A 20,334-nucleotide genomic window follows, 5' to 3' on the forward strand; every position below is an offset into this window, starting at 1 on the left:
AACTATTCGGGTACTTTTATTTATGAAAAACATACTGAAAAAAAAATCATTTCTTTATACATTATTTATAGCTCTAACAGTGGTTTCCTGTAAAAAAGAAATCGAAAAAGTCAGCGACAAAATCAATGATACAGCTTCATCCATAACTGAAGATTCTGAGAAAAAAGATTCTTTAACGGAAAAAAAAGACTCTGTTGTACAGAAAGAGTCATTACCTCCTGCAATGCAGGAATACGGCTTTTACAATGCCTATATCTTTCCTAAAGATAAAAAAGTGAGAGATTCGCTTTTCGTTTTATTCAATAAAAAATATACTGAAAAAGAACGTTATGCTATTCTTGCCTTAAACAGGCTTGATTCTAAAAACAAGTGGAATGCAGACACGCTTGTTGTTCCGGCGAAAGTTGATACTACGTTAATGGAATATTCTCCGTTTCCCATGCAAATTGATGTTTTAAGTCCGGTGAAAAAATTCGTTGTTTTTTCTTATCCCATCCAGGCATATGGTGTTTACTCCAACGGGAGTCTTGTAAAATGGGGTCCTACAAGTATGGGAAAAAAATCGGCCAAAACAAAAACAGGACTTACTTTTGCCAACTGGAAAAAACAGCTTGCTATTTCTACCGTAAGCAGTGAGTGGAAGCTGCCTTATAATTTTAATATTTTCAATCTTGATGGGATAGGGTGGCACCAATATGATCTGCCGGGATATCCTGCCTCGCATTCCTGTTTACGATTACTGATGAATGATGCAAAATGGCTGTATGGCTATGCAGACACCTGGGTTCTGAATCCGGGGGGAGCAACCACCAAAGCAAAAGGAACACCTGTTTTGGTATACGGGGATTATCCGTGGGGAAAGCGTAAGCCTTGGAGAAAGCTGCTTAATGATCCCAATTCCAACAATGTTTCTGTTGAAGAAATGACAAAAATGATCGAACCCAATATTGAAAAGATATTGAAAGAGCAGGACAACAGGGAAAAGGTGGTAGACTCCATCAAAGCAGCCAAGGCCGTGCTGCAGCAAATGCCTCAAACCACCAGAACCGTGGAGCCCTAATCTTTTTTTTCAAACTGTAAAGTAGACTCTTCAGCAAATCTCCTGAGTTTTAACATTTCATCTTTAGCTTTATGCTGCCCGAATCTTGCTGCGGCATAGGTAATGACAATACACAGCAGCATGAGGAAAGAAGCATTGAGTGCCCACGGAAATTCATGGCTATTGATTTGATTTTCTACATAATACATAGAAAAAAACACCATCCAGAGAATGGAAAAAGAAAAATAAAGAAACATGAAAAATGTCCAGACGGCGGAACTCGGGCCGAAAATACCCCGTATCGAAGTCTGGTCATCTTCTGTTTCCACGCGGAGGGAAAGCCGTGGTTTCCAGTAGCCTTCATATTCGGTCTCTACACAAATAGTAGCGACTTCCTTATTGATGTTTCCCGAAAACTCATCTTTATGTTCAGCAAGGTATTTCTTAAGGTTTTCCGCATATTCTTCTTTAGTAAGATGCGTAAACATCGTAAATCGCGGCCTTGTTCGTATTTTGTCTATTGTTGTTTCTTCTGTATTCATATATTATTCTTGATAAGGGATAGGATCTTCCAAAGTAAAACGCAGTGACAGTTCTTTGTTTTTCCGTACAATGACCATCTCTATCGTTCTTCCTTCTTCAGACTTCATAATTTCTAAAATCTTATGTAAGGTCATATCTGCAGTTTTCTTGCCATTAATGCTGATAAGGCGGTCGTCTTTCTGTAATCCAGCTTTTGCTCCGGGCGAATCTTTCCGTACCCCGGCAATTGAAAAGATCGGTTTCAGGATAAAATTGTATTGCAGGCTGCTGCTGAACACTTCAGTTCCACCTGAAAGATTACTTTGACTTTTGGTTGGCAGGTTTACTACATCTTTCGTCCATTCCATTCCGTCCTGTCTGAAATCCAGTCCGCTCATATTGAAGTGAAAAGGATCGTCATAGTTCCGGTTTTTTTTAAGATAAATTTTTCCGCCAGGATAATCAAAAGCTACCGTAAAGCGTCTCATGATATCACCTCCGACAGAGCCTTTCCTGTTTTCAACCAGACTCACATGCTGGATAGAATATTCATCGGGCATTGCCGTAAGAGGTTTTTCAAATTTAAAATCACCAAGATAAAAATTGTGAATCCGGCTTCTTTTTCCGTAAATATCCCCATTAAAACCTCTTCCCAGAAAATCATCAATATTAGGACGGTTATAGACAAAATCCTTTATCAGTTTCGGGAAAAGCCAGATCGGATCACTATTTCCAAGGTCGATCAAAAGCTTTGAGCTTTTCCTTTCCGTTGTCATTTCAATATCAGCAAAAACATAAGGTTTATTTTTTTCAATACTGATGTCAAACTCACTGAAGTTTCTTGTCTTTTTTCTAAAAAGATTTTCATCCTTATAAATGGTGATTTTTCTAGATATATAGTCGATCATAACCGGATGATTCTTAAAAAAATGATAGCCTATGATACCGTTGACGGGAATTCCGACATGGGAAGAAATATTGAAGTCCTGATCCATAATAATATATACGGTCATAGAGTCATTCACAAAGTTTTTTCCGATTATCCCAATATTATTCTCCGATCGGAATCCGTCGATATTTCTGTCTCCCCCTAATCCTGAGAACTTTATTTTTTCGATGTTTATGAGTTTTAATTCTTTATTTTCAAGACTGAAAATGGATGTTTCGGCAACTCCTGTGTCCAATAAGAATGTAAGTTCCGCACCGTTGATATTGATCGGAATAAATATAAGATTGTTAATTAATTTAAAAGGAATGACGATTTTTTTTCCGTCCTGAATTTCAAAAGAGTTTTGGGCGTTGATAAAAATGCCCATGAAAAAAATCAATAAAAAACGCAACAGTTTCATGTATTGAATTTAATCATTTTATCTGAATGATAATGAAAAAGCATTCTTAATTTTAAGAATGCTTGAGTATTTTTTAAATAATTAATCCGATAGATGAATTATTGTGAAATTATTTGGAGAAAAAATCCATAAGGTCCATGTAATTTTTCTGATTTACTCCGTGGCCGCTCATATATTCTCTGAAAGAAAAGTAGCAGCCCAGATCATACAGTAGATCAGCAGCTTTTCTTCCCCATTCCAAAGGAATCACAGCATCATCGGTACCATGTGAAATGAAAAAGCGCAATCTTTCCAGTTTTTTCTTATCCTTTACAATATCGTGCAGGAGCTTTTCTTCCGGATAGCTGCTTAAGCAGGCAACAAGATTAAACATTTCAGGATATTTCAGGGCTAGAGCATAACACAGGATTCCACCCTGGCTGAAGCCGCACAGATGCGTTTTTCCCTCGGTAATACCATAACGGTTGACAATGCCGAGAATACTCTCCAAGAGGCTGTTGAGCGATTCGTTGGCCTGCTGTACCTCTACGAAAAGTTCGGGATTATTAAAATCTATATCGTACCATGAGTATCCTTCAAACTGTGTTGTTTTCGGTGCTCTGAAGCTTACGATGATCCAGTCTGCAGGAAGTGTTTCCCTGAAGCTGAAAAGATCCTGCTCATTGCTTCCGTATCCGTGAAGCATAAAAAGAATGGTTGTAGCTGAAGTGATATGTTCGGGTTCTCTTACAATGTAATCTAAGTTCATTATGCAAAGATAATTAATAAAGGTTTATGATGATTTAATAACATAAAAATGGGACCATCTGTAATGGGGTGACAAACTGTCTTCTCTTTGCCGCAAGAGTTTTTCCGGAGGAAGTAAGAAAAAAGAAATGGTATTTATTAAATCGATATTTTTTAGAAATTTTTGTTGGAAAATTTTCATGAAACCTATTTTTATATTGATAAAAAACCTATATTTGAAACATTAAAAATCTATTTGGAAAAAATGAAGCAATTTTACAAATCAAAAAGTTTACTCAAGCTTTCTTTTTTATTCGCCGTATTATTTTCGGTAATTTCTGTTCTTAACTCCTGTAAGGAGGATGACGATGAGGAATTCACAGATCACATTATTAAATTTGAAGCAAAAATAATTGTTAACGGACCAAGTACGCCACCTACTTCGCCACCAGCTGCAAATTTTAAAACTGTTGTAACCCAGATAGGAACAAGTCCAAGTACTACTTTCAATCCTACCGGAATTACATGGACGTCAGGTGACCAGTTTGTAAGCTCAAGCCAGTCTCAACTTAACCTTGCTGCCAATGCTGTTCTTCCGTATGCTGACTCAGAATTGATCGTAAACATCTATGTTGACGGGGAGCTTGCCAAAACAAAGAAAGCAGTGGGATCAGGAGAGAAAAATGCTGCTACCTATTACAGTTTCTTAGAATTATAGAATATATTCAATAAGATATAAAGACCGCGTGAGCGGTCTTTTTTTGAAAAAAAGGTGATTAATTGTTGCCTTAAAACGCATTGGGCATGGGATTGAAAATCCCGCGCCAAATAGATAATTATATTAAGAAAGAACTTAAATAGCTTTTACGATAAACTGATTCCTTTTACCTTTTTGCAAGAGAAGGAATTTACCATCAACAAAATCGTTTTCACTAATAGAAAAAGAAGCATTTACTTTTTGTTTGTTTACAGAGATTGCATTTCCTTTTAATTCTCTCTGAGCTTCGCTTTTAGATTTTAAAAATTTTGATTCAGAAAGCAAATCAACTATATTTAAACCTATGATATTAGCTTTTTGCATTTCAGCATTAGGAATTCCGTCAAAAATTTCTGTAAATATTTGTTCACTCATATCATCCATTCCCTTACTGAATAAAATTTCAGAAGCTCTCAATGCCTTTTCATATTCTTCTCTCCCGTGAACCCAAACTGTAACTTCTTCAGCAAGTTTTTTCTGAAGTTTTCTTTCATTAGGAGCAATTTTGTGATCCTCAATCAGTGATTCTATTTCTTCTTTTCCAAGGAATGTATAGAATTTGATAAATCGTTCAGCATCATCATCCGTTGCATTCAGCCAGAACTGGTAGAATTTGTACGGAGAAGTTTTCTTCTTATCCAGCCAGTAATTTTCTCCGCTTTCCGATTTTCCGAATTTAGATCCATCTGCTTTGGTGATCAAAGGAACCGTCAATGCGAATGCTTCACCCTGGGCTTTTCTGCGGATCAGTTCCGTTCCGGTAGTGATATTTCCCCACTGGTCAGAGCCTCCCATCTGAAGCTTTACGTTATTGTTCTGGTACAAATGAAGGAAATCGTATCCCTGGATCAGCTGGTACGTAAACTCCGTAAAGCTCATTCCTTCGGCCCCGGCTTCTCCCGAAAACCTTTTCTTTACAGAATCCTTTGCCATCATATAATTGACGGTGATATTTTTCCCTACATTTTTAGCAAAATCAAGGAAAGAAATATTCTTCATCCAGTCATAATTATTGACAAGCTCAGCTTTATTAGGCTCACTTCCTGAGAAGTCAAGAAATCTTGACAGCTGATTTTTCAGGCAGTCTACATAATGAAGAAGTGTTTCCTCATCCAAAAGATTTCTTTCTGAAGATTTTCCCGAAGGATCTCCAATCATTCCTGTAGCACCTCCTACCAAAGCAATGGGCTTATGACCGTGCTGCTGAAAGTGGGCAAGGATTTTTATCTGAATAAGACTTCCAATATGCAAAGAATCTGCAGTAGGATCAAAACCGATATAGGCAGTTGTCATTTCCTTATCCAGTTGTTCATCCGTTCCGGGCATCATGTCTGCAAAAAGACCGCGCCATTTCAATTCTTCAATAAAAGAGTTCATTATTTCTAACTTTAAAATTAAGGTGCAAAGATAATCATTTCAACGAAATAAGGACAGGCGAACCATCTGTCATTTAATGCTGATAAGTCTGTCATTTATTTTTTAAGAGCACTTTGATCCCATATAAAGACTGTATTTATTTTTTAGAAGCTTTTTCCTGCTCTCCGCACTCGCTATTTTTTGTTTTCGGCGCGGCAGCTTCGCTGCCGCGCCGAAAACAAAAAATGAGCTCAAACAATTGCTGCGATCAGGGCTAAACCTCGATCGGCGATGTAAATTTTGTGTAATAATTCATTGTTTCGAGCCGTTGTATTTTAAGCCAGAATCAATTATATTTGTTAATAATGAATGACGAACAATTATTCCAGCTTATTACAAAAGCAAAGGAAAAGGATCAGAAAGCCCAAACCAGGCTCATCAATATTTTTTGGGTTGATGTTTTCTCTTTTGTGATGAAAAAAGTTCATGATGAAAATGATGCAGATGAGATAACAGTGAATGTTTTTTCAAAAGTATTGTCGAAGCTGGATATGTATGATCCGCACTTTCAGTTTAAAACCTGGGTACTGACCATTGCACAGAATACCATCATCGATTTCTGGAGAAGAAAAAGCCGTGAAAATCAGGATCCTACCGAAAACCTGGAAGAAGTGAAAAACCAGTATGCAAAATCTCCGGAAGAGTTGATGATTTCTGAGGAAGAGCAGAAAAAGATTATTAAAACCATAGAATCGCTGGATGCCAATTACCAGGATATTATCAAGCTGCGTTTTTTTGAAGAAAAAAGCATTAAAGAAATTGCAGAAGAACTGGGTATTTCCGTTGCCAATACCAAAGTCCGAGTAATGCGTGCAAAAAAAGTATTGGCTGAATTGTTGAAAAACAATGAATTTGAAGATAATTAAATGTATTCATAAAATTATTCATTCAGATTGCTATTCTGTAACAATCTAAACAATGCTTAACGTCAAAATAGGATAATTACCTTTCACAGTTACAAATAAACTTTCTCCTTTGTCTTCGGAAGTAAGATTTCTCTTTGTTTTTCCTGATTTCTGTTTTGCAAATTTATTTTCATTCCTTTTTTAATGAAAACTTCTCTTTTAGAATTTCCGTATTCTTCAGTATTTTCAACTTCCTTATCAAAAATCAGTTTTCCTGTAGACAGATTAAAGTCTATATCAACCCAGTATTCTTCGGGTTTTCCACTGTCGGATGAATACCCGACGAGCTCAAAATGCCCGTTCTGAAATCGGTATTTATCTGTATAGCCCCATTTCCAGCTGCTTCCTCCGGCCTGGGTAATCATTAAAATTCCATTTTTAATTTCGGTGCTCTGATAAGGATCGCCCATCATACCGCCGTCTTTGCTTTTTAGAATAGCATTCCTTGACTTTTCCAGGATAGTCCATTTTTGATTGACCTTCTTCAGTATATGGATTTCACGGATATTTCCAAAATCCGTAGTGTCTTTTGTATTATAAACAATTACTTTCTCAGAAATATGGTCACCATCAAGGTCTCCGTCAACAGTTTCAATAACTGTAGCACCTTGCGGCTGAAATTCTTTTTGAGCAAAACATAATATATTCAATATAAGGGTTAAAAAACATAAGATAGATTTCATGAGATGATAATTATATTTAAAAATACAAAATTATGTGTTTCATCAATCTCTGTCTTTGATTGTTTCGATAAAAAAATCACTAACTTTGACCCTCAATTTGAGATGTACATGGAGGATTTAATTCAAAATACAACCGTTCAGAAACCAAAATGGATCCGTGTAAAACTTCCTACCGGTAAGAATTACAGAGAGCTGAGAACTTTGGTTGATAAATATAAATTAAATACAATCTGCCAAAGCGGAAGCTGCCCGAATATGGGCGAATGCTGGGGCGAAGGTACGGCAACCTTTATGATTCTCGGAAATATCTGCACCAGAAGCTGCGGATTCTGTGGAGTGAAAACCGGAAAACCACTTGATGTAAACTGGGACGAACCTGAAAAAGTTGCCCGCTCCATCAAATTAATGAAGATCAAACATGCTGTACTTACTTCGGTAGACCGTGATGATCTGAAAGATATGGGATCAATTCTTTGGGCGGAAACTGTAAATGCCGTAAGAAGAATTTCTCCGGGAACTACTATGGAAACGCTGATTCCGGACTTTCAGGGGATCACGAAACATATTGACCGTTTGGTAGATGTGGCACCTGAAGTAATTTCCCATAATATGGAAACCGTAAAGCGCCTTACCAGAGAAGTAAGAATCCAGGCAAAATACGAAAGAAGCCTTGATGTGCTGAGATATCTTAAAGAAGCAGGGCAGAGAAGAACCAAAACCGGAGTAATGCTTGGCCTGGGGGAAACCAAAGATGAGGTTTTCCAGACGATTGAAGACATCAGAAATGCAAATGTAGATGTTATTACTTTAGGACAGTATCTGCAGCCGACCAAAAAACATCTTCCTGTAAAAAGATTTATTACCCCTGAAGAGTTCGATGAGTTGGGAGATTTTGCAAGAAGCCTCGGATTCAGGCATGTGGAAAGTTCACCGTTAGTGAGAAGTTCTTATCACGCAGAAAAACATATTCATTAAAACATACATCGCTTCAGTTTTGAAGCGATTTTTTTAAGCTGTCGTTCGCCTATTTATTAAAGAGAACTGCAGCAGTAAAAACCTGTGCTTAATTCAGAGTAATCCCTGTTTTTAATTCCATCTGTAATTAGGAATAATTACAGTTTATTACAAATTCAAAATTACTTTTATGTACTCATATTAAGTTTTAAATTATGAAATAGGTTAATATAGAAGAAATTTATGTCATTTTGGTTAAAGCATAAATGATTATTTGTGCCGAATTTTGCACGTTTAAAGAAGGATAATGAAATTAGATAAAAAAATAATACCTCTTGCCGTTGGAGGATTGGGAATAGGGACAACGGAGTTTACGATTATGGGGCTGCTTCCGGATATGGCAAAAAGTTTACAGATCAGTATTCCTGAAGCAGGACATCTCATTTCTGCTTATGCATTTGGAGTGGTGGTTGGTGCACCCATCCTGATCGGATATTCAGTAAAGTTTTCTCCTAAAAAAGTATTGATGGCATTAATGGTGATTTTTACTTTGTTTAATGCTCTTTCTGCTATGGCGCCCGACTATACGACGATGATGATCATCCGTTTTCTTTCAGGACTTCCTCACGGAGCGTTTTTCGGAGTGGGAACTGTAGTTGCGGCAAGAATGGCTGAAAAAGGAAAAGAGGCATTCAATATTTCATTGATGTTCACGGGACTCACTATTGCCAATCTTGCTATGGTTCCTCTTGTAACTTATATAGGTCATACCTTTCACTGGAGGTGGTATTTTGCCATTGTTTCTGTAATCGGTCTATTAGCGCTTTTATTTATCAAACTCTGGCTCCCCGCTGTGCAGGCTGACAAAGAAACCCATTTTATGGAAGAACTCAAGTTTCTTAAGAAAAGACAGGTGTGGCTGGTTTTAATGATTACGGCAATCGGATTTGGCGGACTGTTTACCTGGTTCAGTTATATCACGCCGCTGATGACTATTGTTTCAGGAATACCGGAAAGTTATATGGCGTATGTTATGATTCTTGCCGGTGCCGGAATGGTGGTCGGAAATCTTGTGGGCGGGTATTTATCCGATAGATTAAGCCCTGAAAAAACATGTTCCTTACTGTTGCTGTTGATGATGATCTCGCTCGGAGGCGTATTTTTCTTATCAGAATACCGTACTGTGTCACTCATTCTTACTTTTATATGCGGGGCGTTGTCGATGTCTGTTGCGGCGCCTATTAATATCATGATGATGAAAGCCGCACCGAAAAGCGAAATGATGGCAGCTGCGTTTATGCAGGCAGCTTTTAATATTGCCAATGCCATGGGAGCCTTCCTTGGCGGTATTCCTTTACAAAAAGGTTATGAATTCAATTATCCTTCACTGGTGGGAGTGGGGATGACGCTGATAGGACTTATCATTAGTGTACGTTACAAATATCTTTATTCATCAGAAGATCAGCAAGCGGTAGCGGATTGTATTTCGTGTGAAAAATAGCAAAATAAAAGAGGCTGTCTCAAAAGGCAGTCTCTTTTGTTTTTTTTATTTAGTTTTGAAGTTTATAAAAAGCGGGACATTTTCTATGTTTTATAAAAAACTACAAAAAGCAGTTGTTTTATGCTGCTTTTTGTAGTTTTTTAAGGTTATGGGCGATGGCGAGAAGACCGGTTTCAATTTCTACTTTCACCTTTCCTCGTAAGAAAAAGCGTTTAAAACTTTTATTGTGCTTGATTTGGGCGAAAACAGGTTCTACGTCGTAACATCGTTGCTTTCTTAAGGCAATTCCCCGTTTGGTATTGAGAAGCCTGAAAATCCTGTTCCTATGTTTTGCAAGTTTGGGATTTGATGCAGACTGGGTAACTTGTTTTGATTTTTGGTCTTTATTAAAGTAATTGTATTTTACATATGCTTTTACTTTTTTCTGTCTTAGAAATTCATAGTTCTCATAGCTTCCGTATCCTGCATCTGCAACAACTTCACCAGGTGGGTGTCCATAATTTTCTTCAAAGCTTTCTATATGCAAGGCCAGGGTCTGGGTATCAGTAGGATTAGGATGGAGGGTATAATGAACAATAAACTGATTCTCGGTAGAAAGCTGCAGATTATAAGCGGGTTTGAGCTGTCCGTTTCGCATATGGTCTTCCTTCATCCTCATAAAAGTAGCATCATGATCCGTTTTACTAAAGCTGTTTCTTCCGGCCAGAATCTTTTCATATGCTTCATATTTCTCCAGATTGTTACGCCAGTTTTTACGGGCATAACCAATCTTCTGGCGAACTTTTGAGGAAATCTTCTTTTTCTTTAAAACAGAATCTATGGTTTGAATGACCTTACTTACTTTTTCTTTATCAATAGATTTAAAAATAACAGGTTCGGTATCTCTAAGTTCTTCCTGAGCAATCTGCTGCGTATAATTCCATAATTCTTCCAGCTGGTGTTCTATTCTTTCCCTGCTTTTCTTCAAAGCTCTTCCCCAGACAAAAGTATAGCGGTTTGCATTGGCTTCTATCTTGGTTCCGTCTACAAAGGTTGTTTTTAAACTAACGTGTCCTTCTTTATGAAGCAGCATCACAATCTGAGTAAAAATATCCCTGATCTGACCTTTGAGTTTATCGCTCCTAAAGCGGTTAAGCGTGTTATGGTCAGGTCTCTGCATTGCTGAAAGCCACATGAAGTAGACATTTTCCTTTAATGCCTGTTCCAGTTTTCTGCTCGAATAAATATTATTGAGATATCCAAAAATCAGAACCTTCAGAAGCATTTTAGGATGATAGCTGGAACTTCCCCCTGATTTATATTCGTTAATCAGGTTGCGGATATCCAATCGGTCTATAACCTCAGAAACCAACCGTACCGGATGATTCTCTTCTATAAAATCTAATAAATTGGGCGGAAACAAAAAGTTTTGTTTGGGATTATAATCTTTAAAGATTACCTTTGATCTACTATGCATACAGCAATTTATGAAAATTGCTGCAATTAGGAAAGTCTCAGACTTTCCTTTTTTTATGATCAATAAAAAAGACTGTCTCACTTTTGAGACAGCCTCTTCTGTTGTTTTTATAATAAGCTTATTACGCTTCGACTTCATTGCCGTTTTTACACCAGTAAAGAGCATTGTAAAGATTCCCTTTAGGAAAAGATTTAAACTCTCCCGGCATCAATACACTGAAAATATCAGTAAAATTCTGTACCCCTTCTTTATCGGTAACAATAGCGGTTCTGTTCCACTTTGTTAGGTTTTTTAATCCTAAAAGCGCATCCTGCAGCCAGGCTCCCATGGTAAAATTATCCAGATCCGTATCCAGATACAGCAGATAGTTCAGTTCATTAAACTGATCGACCTTTTGCTTTACTCTTGGGATTACCAGGTTTTCAAAATCTTCTTTTGTTACTTCTCCCGTTGCATTGAAAGCCGCAACATTTTCCGGAGCTTCTGGAATAATCGTTATCATATTGTAATATTTTATTGTGGTTTAGATTTTAAGTTGATAACAAAAAGTAAACCATTATTTAATATTTGGTTAATAAAATATTCAATTAGTGGTGATTTAATATAATATTTATAAAAGCTTACCTTTCCTAAAAACCCCTGCAATCTGCAGGGGTTCACACAAAATATACTGTGACTTTCAGTAGTTACGTCACATTTTTATCAATATATTTTCATGGTATTAGTTTATCAATTATCACTTTAAAATATTATAAATTCCGAAATAAATTGGTGATTAAAAGCTGTATCCGTTTTTCTTTGCCAGTTCAATAACCGATCTTTCAATGGCTTTTCCCAAATCATCAGCATCAGCATTTCCGCGTTTTTTCATTTCTATGTCAATATATTCCTGACGTTTCTTTGAAAGTTCTTCAATCTCTTTCTGAATTTTTTCCCTTTGAGCAGACTTTTGAGACACCGCTTTTTTGATTTCTTCCCTGCTTTTGCCTTTCAGTTCTGCAGGAAGTTCAGATTCTTTTACTTCCGATATAAAATCTTTATCCTTCTCCGTGCGGTCTACCAGGTCCCAATGCTCATTGTTGTACGCATTTTTCTTGGATTTTGCTACCGTTCTTTCCACAGCGTTGGGTGCAGACTGTACTTCCGCATTTTTATCCTGCAGCATTTGTTTGGACTTAAACTCCGAGCCGTGGCTTCCGTAATAGATATAGGTATCATTCAGTTTTGCATTGCACTCGGAAATTCTTACGTCATAAGGAGTTTCAATATAAATGACCTTCTGATCGCTGTCGATATTGAAATATCTGCCGTCTCCCAGTGATGCTCCGTTTTGCCAGAAAGTACGGATTCCTTCATCCCGGTTTCCACAAAAAATAGTGTTGGTGTAAATCTTTTTCCTCTTCGCATCTGAAATTACATTTTTATAGCTGACTTTTCCCTGATCGAACGGTTCGTTTCCGGCGATATAGATCAGCTTCATGCTTTTTTCATTGCTGTCCCAGTTTAAGTTCATTGAAGCATCCCGGATTACCGCTCCGCAAAATTCATTTCCGCCGTTGGTTCTCAAGGCAAAAAGCTTTTCAGAAACCAGATCCAGGTCCTGGGTGAGAGGAGTGACCTGACGGATATAATTTTCGTCACTGATTCCGTCATTTCCGTATTCGTACAACGCGATTTCCACTTCCGGCGCTTTTCCGTTATACTTTAACGTGGTCAGCGTATTCACGATATTCCAAAGCCTTGATTTTGTCTGGTCAATCAGTCCGTCCATACTGTTGGAAGTATCAAGAAGCAACGCTACCTGAATTTTATTTTCCTTAGCTGCAATTATTTTTGAAGGCTCACTTACAGCCAATCTTTTTTCAGTGGGAGGAACCTGTCTGCCTTTGCTGCAGGTTAAGTTTTCTCCGGAATTCTGTGTACTCAGAAGAGCCAAAGTTCCTATCGTCAGTGTTAAAATTTTAAAAGCTGTCATGATTTATCTGTTTAGAGAATTTCGTATTTTGTTTTGATGCTGTATTTCAGCTTAATGTTATCGATGTTTTCAAAAGAATAGTCTACATTAGCATCGGCAGCTTCAAGCTGAATATTGGATACTTTGGCTCTGAAGTTCATCGGCATAATCATATCGCTGGTGTAATCTTCAATTTCAACGATCTCAAGCGGAGTTCCGGTTCTTTTGCCCATACTTTCCAACAGATAGTCTGCTTTTTCCTTTGCCGCTTTCAACGCATTGATTTTTACAGTTTTTCTGAAATCTGTGATCTTCGTATTCTTAATTTCCGAAATGTTGATGCTGGTGATCCATTTCTGGTTCAGACTTTCAAAAAGATTTCCCATATCGGTTTTCTTTGTCACTTTAAACTGAAGATTCTTAGTGAAAATTTTCGTTTTGGAATAGATATTCTGGTACATCGATTTGAATTTGATGTCTTCGTTTTTTACACCATTACTTTTAAGGATTTCAAACAACTGTTTTTCATTGTCGGCAAGCTGGTTTTTGTTGTCGCCTTTAATTCCTACATTGAAAATAATTTCATCCGGCTCCACTTCCATTTCTGCAATTCCGGTTACTTCAATGAAATTTTTCTTTGTTTCCTGCGCGTTGATCAGTCCTGCTATAAAAAATAACCCGATCAGTAAAAAATGTCTCAGTTTCATAATTTCTTTTTTTAATTTTAAACTTCTGAAGTAAAATTACCCAGATTTAAAACTGAAAATCGGGAGACTTGGTGAAATGAAGGTTTGACTTGGTGAGTTGGGGAAATTATTTAAATGAATGACTAACATCCTAGCCCCGATTGCAACGACATCCTTTTTGGTTTGGCGTAGGCTTCGACAGGCTCAGCCTGCGTGTTGGAAAAACCAAAAAGATACAGTGGAAAGCGGGATTAGCTTCAAATAAAAAGAACAGTCCTGAGAAGAACTGTTTATCTGTTGGTCAGGATGATTGATTTTCCGTTTCGGGTGACGATTTTTGTTACCTCACAAAAAAGTTTGGTGCGGATAATGAGTTCGTCATTCTTTTCTGAAATGGTATACGTTTCGGAAGTTGCAAGCGCATCGTCGAGATCATGTTCGAAAAGTTTGGTAGAACCCGACTGATCCACCGAGTAAAAATCTACTTTGTAATCATGAAGCCCCGTCTGATAGAATTTGTAAACAATTTTTTCATTGAGATCGCTGGAAATGATCTTGGTTTCAATGAAGTTGTTTTGTTCAAGAAATGAACAACTCTGCAGGAATAATACAGGCAAAAGAAAAATGTAAAGCTGTTTTTTCATAGTTATGTTTGGTTTTAACAAATGTAATAAATGCTAAATGATTGACTGTTAACGGAATTTCAATTTTCATGTTACCATTTTTTCATATAAAATGTGATAAAAAATTGAGGTAGCCTGAAGCTTTACTCATAAGACTTTGCATTTTGTCTTGGTGAATATTGTAAAGCAATATCATAAATTCTCCTCAAGTCTTCGTCTTTTTTATCGCAGAACGACTGATAATAATTGATGATGTCCTGCATGGATTTTCTGGTATTTCCGATATTCGTCTGTGAAAAATCCTTCGCTGCTTTTTTGAGTTCCGTAGCCATTTTAGCAATCTGAAAATTTTTCTTTAACTCCTGTTGCGTTGTTTCCGTCATTGCATCATATTCTTTTTTTGCCGAAATATTTTTTAATTTATCATTCTTTTCATAAACTAATGAAGCTGAAATTGAAGAGCTTTCCAGGTCATTTTTTTCAACTTCCATCAGGAAAATTTGGGTTTGTCCGCAATCCAGATTTTCAAGTTCTACTTCAATCTGATGATTGGAAATATAAGTAGGCTGATATCCGTAAAATTTATTGATTCTCATGCCTTCAGGAAGGTTGATCGTTAGTTTCGGCTTTTTCCCAATATTATATAAAAGGCTTTCTGATTCGTCCTTAAATGTTTTTTGAATGTCTTTTTCAGCATCTCCTATAAAATAATTGGAACCTCTTCCGTACGTTGCAATTCTTCTTAATAAATCAAAATCCAGCTGCTGTCCGACTCCGATGGTGCTGATGTCAATGCCTTTATCGTTGAATTCCTTTGATTGTCTTAAAATCGTCTCAGGATCTGTAATTCCTGAATTCGTCATTCCGTCGGTAAGGAGAATTACCTTACTGTTGTAGTCTTTGGTATTGTGTTTTTGTGCTTCTAAATATCCCATCATCATGCCCGAATGAATATTGGTGGAGCCTGCCGGATAAATACTTTCGATAATCGGATCCAGATTTCCGGCAACATCTTTTATTTTTGATGATTTTAAAACCAGATTGGCCGTATCATCAAATTTTATAATTGAAATGATATCTTCAGGTTTTAATCCTTTTACAAAAACTTTAAGTGCATTTTTTACTTTATCAAGTTTACCGCCACCCATAGAGCCGCTGTTGTCGATAACCAGAGAAACATTTACTTTGTTTGAATGTTGCCTGTCTGAAACATTCTGTGTTGCAAGACCGATTTGAAGTAAAAAACTGTCGTCCGAGTTAAGAATGGTATTGTCATAATCAATGCTCAATGCCACTTCATTTTTCTTTGGAATTTTAATCTGATGTTTGTGGTAGTTCATAAAATCTTCTACGATTATCGTGTTTTCATTAAGAAATCCACGCTCATTTGCACTCGTAAGTCCATTGCTTACCGTATGTGAAACAGAACCTGACGAAACTCCGAACTGAGCTTTTGAGATATTAAAGATAAATATTGAAGAGAACAGGTAAATTAAGGTGCTTTTGTTTAAGTCTGATAGATTTTTCATGATGATTTATTTGAATTATATTGCAAACTTAATCCTGTAAACTCTGTAGAAAATACTAAACTTGGTGAATGACGAATTCCACTTGGTGAATAGTTTTTGCCTGATTATATATATGTATATCTTTGTTTTATGAAAATGATAAAGGCTTTTATGCTTTTTGCAGCAATGCTTTTCGGGAATATGGTATATTCCCAGAGTAAGGTTGTGGAAGATGTTCAGGTGCAGAGCAAAAAGCTGAAGAAAGCAGTTGATAGAAAGGATGAATCGGCACAGGCAGAATCTTATTACAATATCGGTGAGACTTTTTTTAATGACGGAAATTTTCAGAAAAGTGAGGAGTATTATACTAAAGCAAAAAATATCTACGAAAAACTCAACGACAAACCGAATATTGAAAAAGCAAGCCGGAAACTGGCCCAGTCCCAGGAAAAGCAGAATAAAATAACTCCGGCAATCAGCAATTACAGCCGGGCTGCAGAAGTTGCGCCCTCAAAAAGCCGCGCGCTTAATACCAATGATGTCACCAGGCTTTCCGTCAATTCTCCCGAAGCAAAGGAAGAGGCGATCCAGAACAATATTCAGCTTAATGAAAAAGATAATGATAAAGGAGATCTTGCGGCAAGTTACAGCCAGATGGCAGATGTGAATATCCAACAGAATGATATTCCTAAAGCGGAAGCAAATCTTAAAAATGCCTATAAAATTTCTAAAAAGGAAGCGCCGCAACAGGCATTGGAAATTAATCAGAAATTAACGGACTTTTATGTTGAAAATAAAAACTACGATAAAGCCATTGAAGCTAAAAAGACCGTTTTAAAAGAGGATTTTGTTAAAGATAATTCTAAAAAAGAGGTTGAGCAGATTCAGGAGCTGGCAGATATTTATATTAAAAAAGATGATATCGGAGAAGCCATCAGCCTATTAAAAAAATCGTACGGAATCGCTCTGGAAAAAGGCCACACGCTTGAAGCACAGAAAAGTGTAAAAAAGCTCGACAGCCTCTACAATGTTTCTGAAAACACCAATGCTTCGGTACAATTGTACCGCGACTTTTTAGGAAAACTGCCGGATCTGGTGTCAAAAGATAAAAGCCTGGCTGATGAAAAAATCCTTGAAGATACCGAACAGCGGATTGCCCAGCTGGAAAAAGAAAAACAGCTGAAAGATGAACTTATTCGCAAAAAAAATGTATTTAATTACAGTTTAATCGGAGTTTTACTGGTTTTAACCGCACTCATCATCTTTATTTTCAGGACCCTGAAAAAAGTTCAGATAAAAAATAAAAAAATTGCACTGCAGTCGCTGCGCCGTGAAATGAATCCGCATTTTATTTTTAACAGCTTAAATTCGGTCAATCATTTCATTGCCACGAACAATGAACTGGAAGCCAACCAGTATTTAACCAAATTTTCAAAATTAATGCGCGGGGTGATGGAAAATTCCACCGAAGATTTCATTCCGTTTCAGCAGGAGCTGGATCTGTTGCAGAATTATCTTGCGTTAGAAAAAACACGTTTTGCAGATAAATTTGATTACGATATTGAAGTAGATGAAAGCCTCAATACCCAAAGCCTGAAAGTTCCCGGAATGCTGGTGCAGCCGTTCCTTGAGAACGCCATCTGGCACGGACTTCGTTACAGAACCACAAAAGGATTTTTAAAGCTGCAATTTGAAAAGGAAAACCAGCATTTAAAAATCATCATTGAAGATAATGGTATCGGGATCGAAGAAAGCAAAAAACAAAAAACAGAACATCAGAAAGCAAGAAAAGGCCGTGGAATGAAAAATACTCTGGAAAGAATTGCTCTGCTGAATGATCTCTATCATCAGGAAATTCAGTGCAATATTACAGATAAACAAAATGCACAGGGTGTTCTTGTGCAAATCAGATATAAATTGGTAAACCAATGAAAATAAAAGCCGTCATCGTAGACGATGAAGTTATCGCAAGAGAAGTTTTGAAGAATTACCTCAACAAATATTGTCCGCAGGTAGAGATTTTGGGCGAAGCGGAAAATATTAAGGAAGCCGTTCCGGTGATTGCCGAAAAGCAGCCGCAACTTGTTTTTCTGGATGTCGAAATGCCTTTCGGAAATGCCTTTGACGTGTTGGAAGCAACGAAAGAATTTTCCTACGAAACAATTTTCATTACCGCGTTTTCACAATACTCACTGCAGGCGCTCAACAAGTCTGCGAGTTATTATATTTTAAAACCGATCGATATTCAGGAGCTGATTCTGGCGGTCAACAAAGTAGCGGAAAGCATCGAGAAAAAAGAAGATTTTAACCGCAATAAAATTCTCCTTGAAAACTTAAAGTTAAAACCCGAAAAACAACAGCTGATTCTCCCGACATTACAGGGATTTGATGTCGTGAAAACGGAAGATATTGTAAGGCTTCAGGCAGACGGAAACTTTACCCAGGTCTTTCTTACGGATGGTTCCAAAAAAATGGTATGCCGGTTCCTGAAACATTTCGATGATCTTCTGGAACATCCTTTTGTAAGGGTTCACCGTTCCCATATCATCAATATCAATTTCGTAAAATCTTATCACAAAAGTGGTACAGCAACACTTTCCGACAACACCGAAATTGAAATTTCCGGAAGTTTTAAAGATAATTTCCTGAAAGTTTTTTCTTAATTTTTGGGGCAGCTTTTTCCGCCTTCCGCTCCCGCTTTTTTGTTCACAAAAAGAGCTCCGCTCAAGTCGGGCTGCAACAATCTATGGCATAAGTACAATTTCAGGGAGTTTTTTAGCTATTTGATTTAATGCTTAATGTAATCAAGACAATTTACCACAATCATATATCTTTTGAATTACCTTGATAAACGAAGTGGCTTTGTATAATTAAAGTTGTTTAGCTAAAACTTAGAAAAACTCTATAGAGTTTTATCTGTGTAGGTGTTATATTCGCAATAAAATCGGCGTTCCGTAGGAACGCTATCTTTTGTTTTTCTTTTCGATAAAATAATTTGATTTTTAAACAAAAGATTTAAAACTAATTCCTTATACCAGCTTCACATCAAAAAAACAAATTCATCCAATAAATTTCAGGCATTATTTTTGAAGAATTTAGATACCACAAAAAAAATGATTATGAAGACTTTTCAGAAAATTGCCATCCCGGTTTCGTTAGGTGTTTTAGGATTTCTTGTTTTAAGTTCATGCTCCGTGGGTATTCCGAAAGGCACCACAGCAGTTCAGAATTTCAACGCCGACAGATACCTTGGGACATGGTACGAAATGGCACGTTTCGATTATAAATTTGAGAAAAATATGGATAACGTGACGGCAACTTACTCCAAAAATCCGGACGGAACGATTAAAGTAGATAATAAAGGCTACAATTACGTAAAAAAAGAATGGAAAGAGTCTGTAGGAGAGGCCCGATTCGTGAATAAAGAAACAGAGGCCCGTTTAAAAGTTTCTTTCTTTAAACCCATCTGGGCAGGTTACAACGTGGTGGATATTGATGATAATTACCAATATGCCTTAGTGATGGGAAATAATTTGAAATATCTCTGGATTCTTTCCCGCACCAAAGAACTTCCCGAAATCATAAGACAGCGATTCCTGGAGAAAGCTAAAAGAGTAGGGTATAATACTGATGAATTAATCTGGGTTAAGCACAATTAATTATGATAAACCTTAAAATATAAACCTCACAGGTTTTCAAAACCTGTGAGGTTTTTTTGTATCAGTCTAAATTTTATACTCTTTCCATTCCTCGAAACGATAATCAATAATCTGCTTCATCAGATCATAGTTTTCGTAAGTATCTTCTATATGATAGAATGTTTCATATTCATAATCATTTTCTTCTGCTTTGGTGTCAAAAAGATTGACATAATCATCAGCAAATGAACTGTAGCGGTTTCCGAAATCCGTTTCATCCTTATAATAATCCTGCGCAAAGGCATTTCCTGTAGCATTTAGGTCATATTCTGAGAATTTTCCGTCCATTACTTCCATAAGAAATTCTGCTCCCGTACTTTCACGGCGCTTTAATTTTTTTATTTCTTCGGCAGCGCCTTCTCTCAGTTCATCAGAAATAAGATCATTGTGTATACACCAGTTCAGGAACATCCCGGTGTGGGTGGCACCGTTCTTTTCAGGAAGTTCATCAGGAAAATCACCGCCGTAATGCCATGAAGCATCATCATATTTAGACATAGTTTTTAATTATAGTTTTAAACAATTTCATCCAAAAATAGAAAAAATCAATTTATATT

General features: G+C 36.9%; 20 protein-coding genes. 8 read left to right on the forward strand and 12 right to left on the reverse strand.

Going from position 1 to position 20,334, the window contains the following annotated elements:
- The first annotated feature begins 22 nt into the window (after positions 1–22).
- On the forward strand, positions 23–1,060 hold the full coding sequence (locus tag ACYT6F_RS10905) for a L,D-transpeptidase (RefSeq protein ID WP_472597704.1): 1,038 nt from the start codon (positions 23–25) through the stop codon (positions 1,058–1,060).
- Here the strand turns inward: ACYT6F_RS10905 and ACYT6F_RS10910 are convergent.
- The 3 genes from ACYT6F_RS10910 to ACYT6F_RS10920 form a co-directional block, all read right to left on the reverse strand.
- Positions 1,057–1,581 (reverse strand): hypothetical protein, encoded by a 525-nt coding sequence (locus tag ACYT6F_RS10910; protein WP_472597705.1) that lies wholly within the window; start codon positions 1,579–1,581, stop codon positions 1,057–1,059. The two genes, ACYT6F_RS10905 and ACYT6F_RS10910, sit on opposite strands and share 4 nt — an antisense overlap.
- 3 nt (positions 1,582–1,584) lie before the next feature.
- Complete coding sequence (locus ACYT6F_RS10915) at positions 1,585–2,910, reverse strand: PDZ domain-containing protein (RefSeq protein ID WP_472597706.1); 1,326 nt, start codon at positions 2,908–2,910, stop codon at positions 1,585–1,587.
- Positions 2,911–3,019: 109 nt separating this feature from the next.
- A complete protein-coding gene (locus ACYT6F_RS10920; protein ID WP_472597707.1) occupies positions 3,020–3,658 on the reverse strand; it encodes an alpha/beta hydrolase in 639 nt (212 codons plus the stop codon).
- 243 nt (positions 3,659–3,901) lie between these two features.
- Here ACYT6F_RS10920 and ACYT6F_RS10925 point away from each other — a divergent pair, with 243 nt between their 5' ends.
- Positions 3,902–4,354 (forward strand): hypothetical protein, encoded by a 453-nt coding sequence (locus ACYT6F_RS10925; protein ID WP_472597708.1) that lies wholly within the window; start codon positions 3,902–3,904, stop codon positions 4,352–4,354.
- 135 nt (positions 4,355–4,489) lie between these two features.
- Here ACYT6F_RS10925 and tyrS read toward each other — a convergent pair whose 3' ends face one another.
- Positions 4,490–5,770, reverse strand: a complete 1,281-nt coding sequence (tyrS, locus tag ACYT6F_RS10930) for a tyrosine--tRNA ligase (RefSeq protein WP_472597709.1) — start codon at positions 5,768–5,770, stop codon at positions 4,490–4,492.
- Between the two features lie 344 nt (positions 5,771–6,114).
- On the opposite strand from tyrS, the gene ACYT6F_RS10935 reads away from it, so the two are divergent.
- Positions 6,115–6,675 carry an RNA polymerase sigma factor gene (locus ACYT6F_RS10935; RefSeq protein WP_169232649.1) on the forward strand — a complete coding sequence of 187 codons (561 nt, stop codon included), beginning with the start codon at positions 6,115–6,117 and terminating at the stop codon, positions 6,673–6,675.
- A gap of 89 nt (positions 6,676–6,764) precedes the next feature.
- Here the strand turns inward: ACYT6F_RS10935 and ACYT6F_RS10940 are convergent, their stop codons facing one another.
- On the reverse strand, positions 6,765–7,397 hold the full coding sequence (locus ACYT6F_RS10940) for a hypothetical protein (RefSeq protein ID WP_472597710.1): 633 nt from the start codon (positions 7,395–7,397) through the stop codon (positions 6,765–6,767).
- Positions 7,398–7,505: 108 nt separating this feature from the next.
- On the opposite strand from ACYT6F_RS10940, the gene lipA reads away from it, so the two are divergent.
- Together lipA and ACYT6F_RS10950 are read left to right on the forward strand one after the other, a co-directional pair.
- Entirely contained in the window at positions 7,506–8,372 is an 867-nt protein-coding gene (gene lipA / locus ACYT6F_RS10945; protein ID WP_472597711.1) for a lipoyl synthase, read from the forward strand.
- Positions 8,373–8,658: 286 nt separating this feature from the next.
- Positions 8,659–9,852 (forward strand): MFS transporter, encoded by a 1,194-nt coding sequence (locus tag ACYT6F_RS10950; protein WP_472597712.1) that lies wholly within the window; start codon positions 8,659–8,661, stop codon positions 9,850–9,852.
- 118 nt (positions 9,853–9,970) lie between these two features.
- Here the strand turns inward: ACYT6F_RS10950 and ACYT6F_RS10955 are convergent, their stop codons facing one another.
- The 6 genes from ACYT6F_RS10955 to ACYT6F_RS10980 form a co-directional block, all read right to left on the reverse strand.
- Positions 9,971–11,308 carry an IS1182 family transposase gene (locus ACYT6F_RS10955; RefSeq protein ID WP_472597713.1) on the reverse strand — a complete coding sequence of 446 codons (1,338 nt, stop codon included), beginning with the start codon at positions 11,306–11,308 and terminating at the stop codon, positions 9,971–9,973.
- Positions 11,309–11,429: 121 nt separating this feature from the next.
- Positions 11,430–11,810 (reverse strand): SpoIIAA family protein, encoded by a 381-nt coding sequence (locus ACYT6F_RS10960; RefSeq protein ID WP_029296622.1) that lies wholly within the window; start codon positions 11,808–11,810, stop codon positions 11,430–11,432.
- Positions 11,811–12,083: 273 nt separating this feature from the next.
- The gene (locus tag ACYT6F_RS10965) at positions 12,084–13,283 is read right to left on the reverse strand and encodes a VWA domain-containing protein (RefSeq protein ID WP_472597715.1); all 1,200 of its coding nucleotides are present in this window, start codon (positions 13,281–13,283) and stop codon (positions 12,084–12,086) included.
- 11 nt (positions 13,284–13,294) lie between these two features.
- Positions 13,295–13,969, reverse strand: a complete 675-nt coding sequence (locus ACYT6F_RS10970; protein ID WP_472597716.1) for an SIMPL domain-containing protein — start codon at positions 13,967–13,969, stop codon at positions 13,295–13,297.
- 269 nt (positions 13,970–14,238) lie between these two features.
- On the reverse strand, positions 14,239–14,592 hold the full coding sequence (locus ACYT6F_RS10975; RefSeq protein WP_472597717.1) for a hypothetical protein: 354 nt from the start codon (positions 14,590–14,592) through the stop codon (positions 14,239–14,241).
- 122 nt (positions 14,593–14,714) lie between these two features.
- Positions 14,715–16,100, reverse strand: coding sequence for a vWA domain-containing protein (locus tag ACYT6F_RS10980; protein WP_472597718.1), 1,386 nt, complete (start codon positions 16,098–16,100; stop codon positions 14,715–14,717).
- A gap of 129 nt (positions 16,101–16,229) precedes the next feature.
- Between ACYT6F_RS10980 and ACYT6F_RS10985 the strand changes: the two genes are divergently transcribed.
- The 3 genes from ACYT6F_RS10985 to ACYT6F_RS10995 all read left to right on the forward strand — a co-directional run bounded on the left by ACYT6F_RS10985 (position 16,230) and on the right by ACYT6F_RS10995 (position 19,738).
- Positions 16,230–18,011, forward strand: a complete 1,782-nt coding sequence (locus ACYT6F_RS10985; RefSeq protein ID WP_472597719.1) for a tetratricopeptide repeat-containing sensor histidine kinase — start codon at positions 16,230–16,232, stop codon at positions 18,009–18,011.
- Positions 18,008–18,742: a LytR/AlgR family response regulator transcription factor gene (locus ACYT6F_RS10990; RefSeq protein WP_472597720.1), complete on the forward strand. Its 735-nt coding sequence runs from the start codon at positions 18,008–18,010 to the stop codon at positions 18,740–18,742. The genes ACYT6F_RS10985 and ACYT6F_RS10990 overlap by 4 nt, the downstream gene beginning before the upstream one ends.
- 456 nt (positions 18,743–19,198) lie before the next feature.
- Positions 19,199–19,738 (forward strand): lipocalin family protein, encoded by a 540-nt coding sequence (locus ACYT6F_RS10995; RefSeq protein WP_472597721.1) that lies wholly within the window; start codon positions 19,199–19,201, stop codon positions 19,736–19,738.
- Between the two features lie 66 nt (positions 19,739–19,804).
- On the opposite strand, the gene ACYT6F_RS11000 is transcribed toward ACYT6F_RS10995, so the two are convergent.
- Positions 19,805–20,275, reverse strand: a complete 471-nt coding sequence (locus ACYT6F_RS11000) for a DUF7832 domain-containing protein (RefSeq protein WP_472597722.1) — start codon at positions 20,273–20,275, stop codon at positions 19,805–19,807.
- Between the last annotated feature and the right edge of the window lie 59 nt (positions 20,276–20,334).

It is taken from the genome of Chryseobacterium sp. NG-CE01, assembly GCF_055695505.1.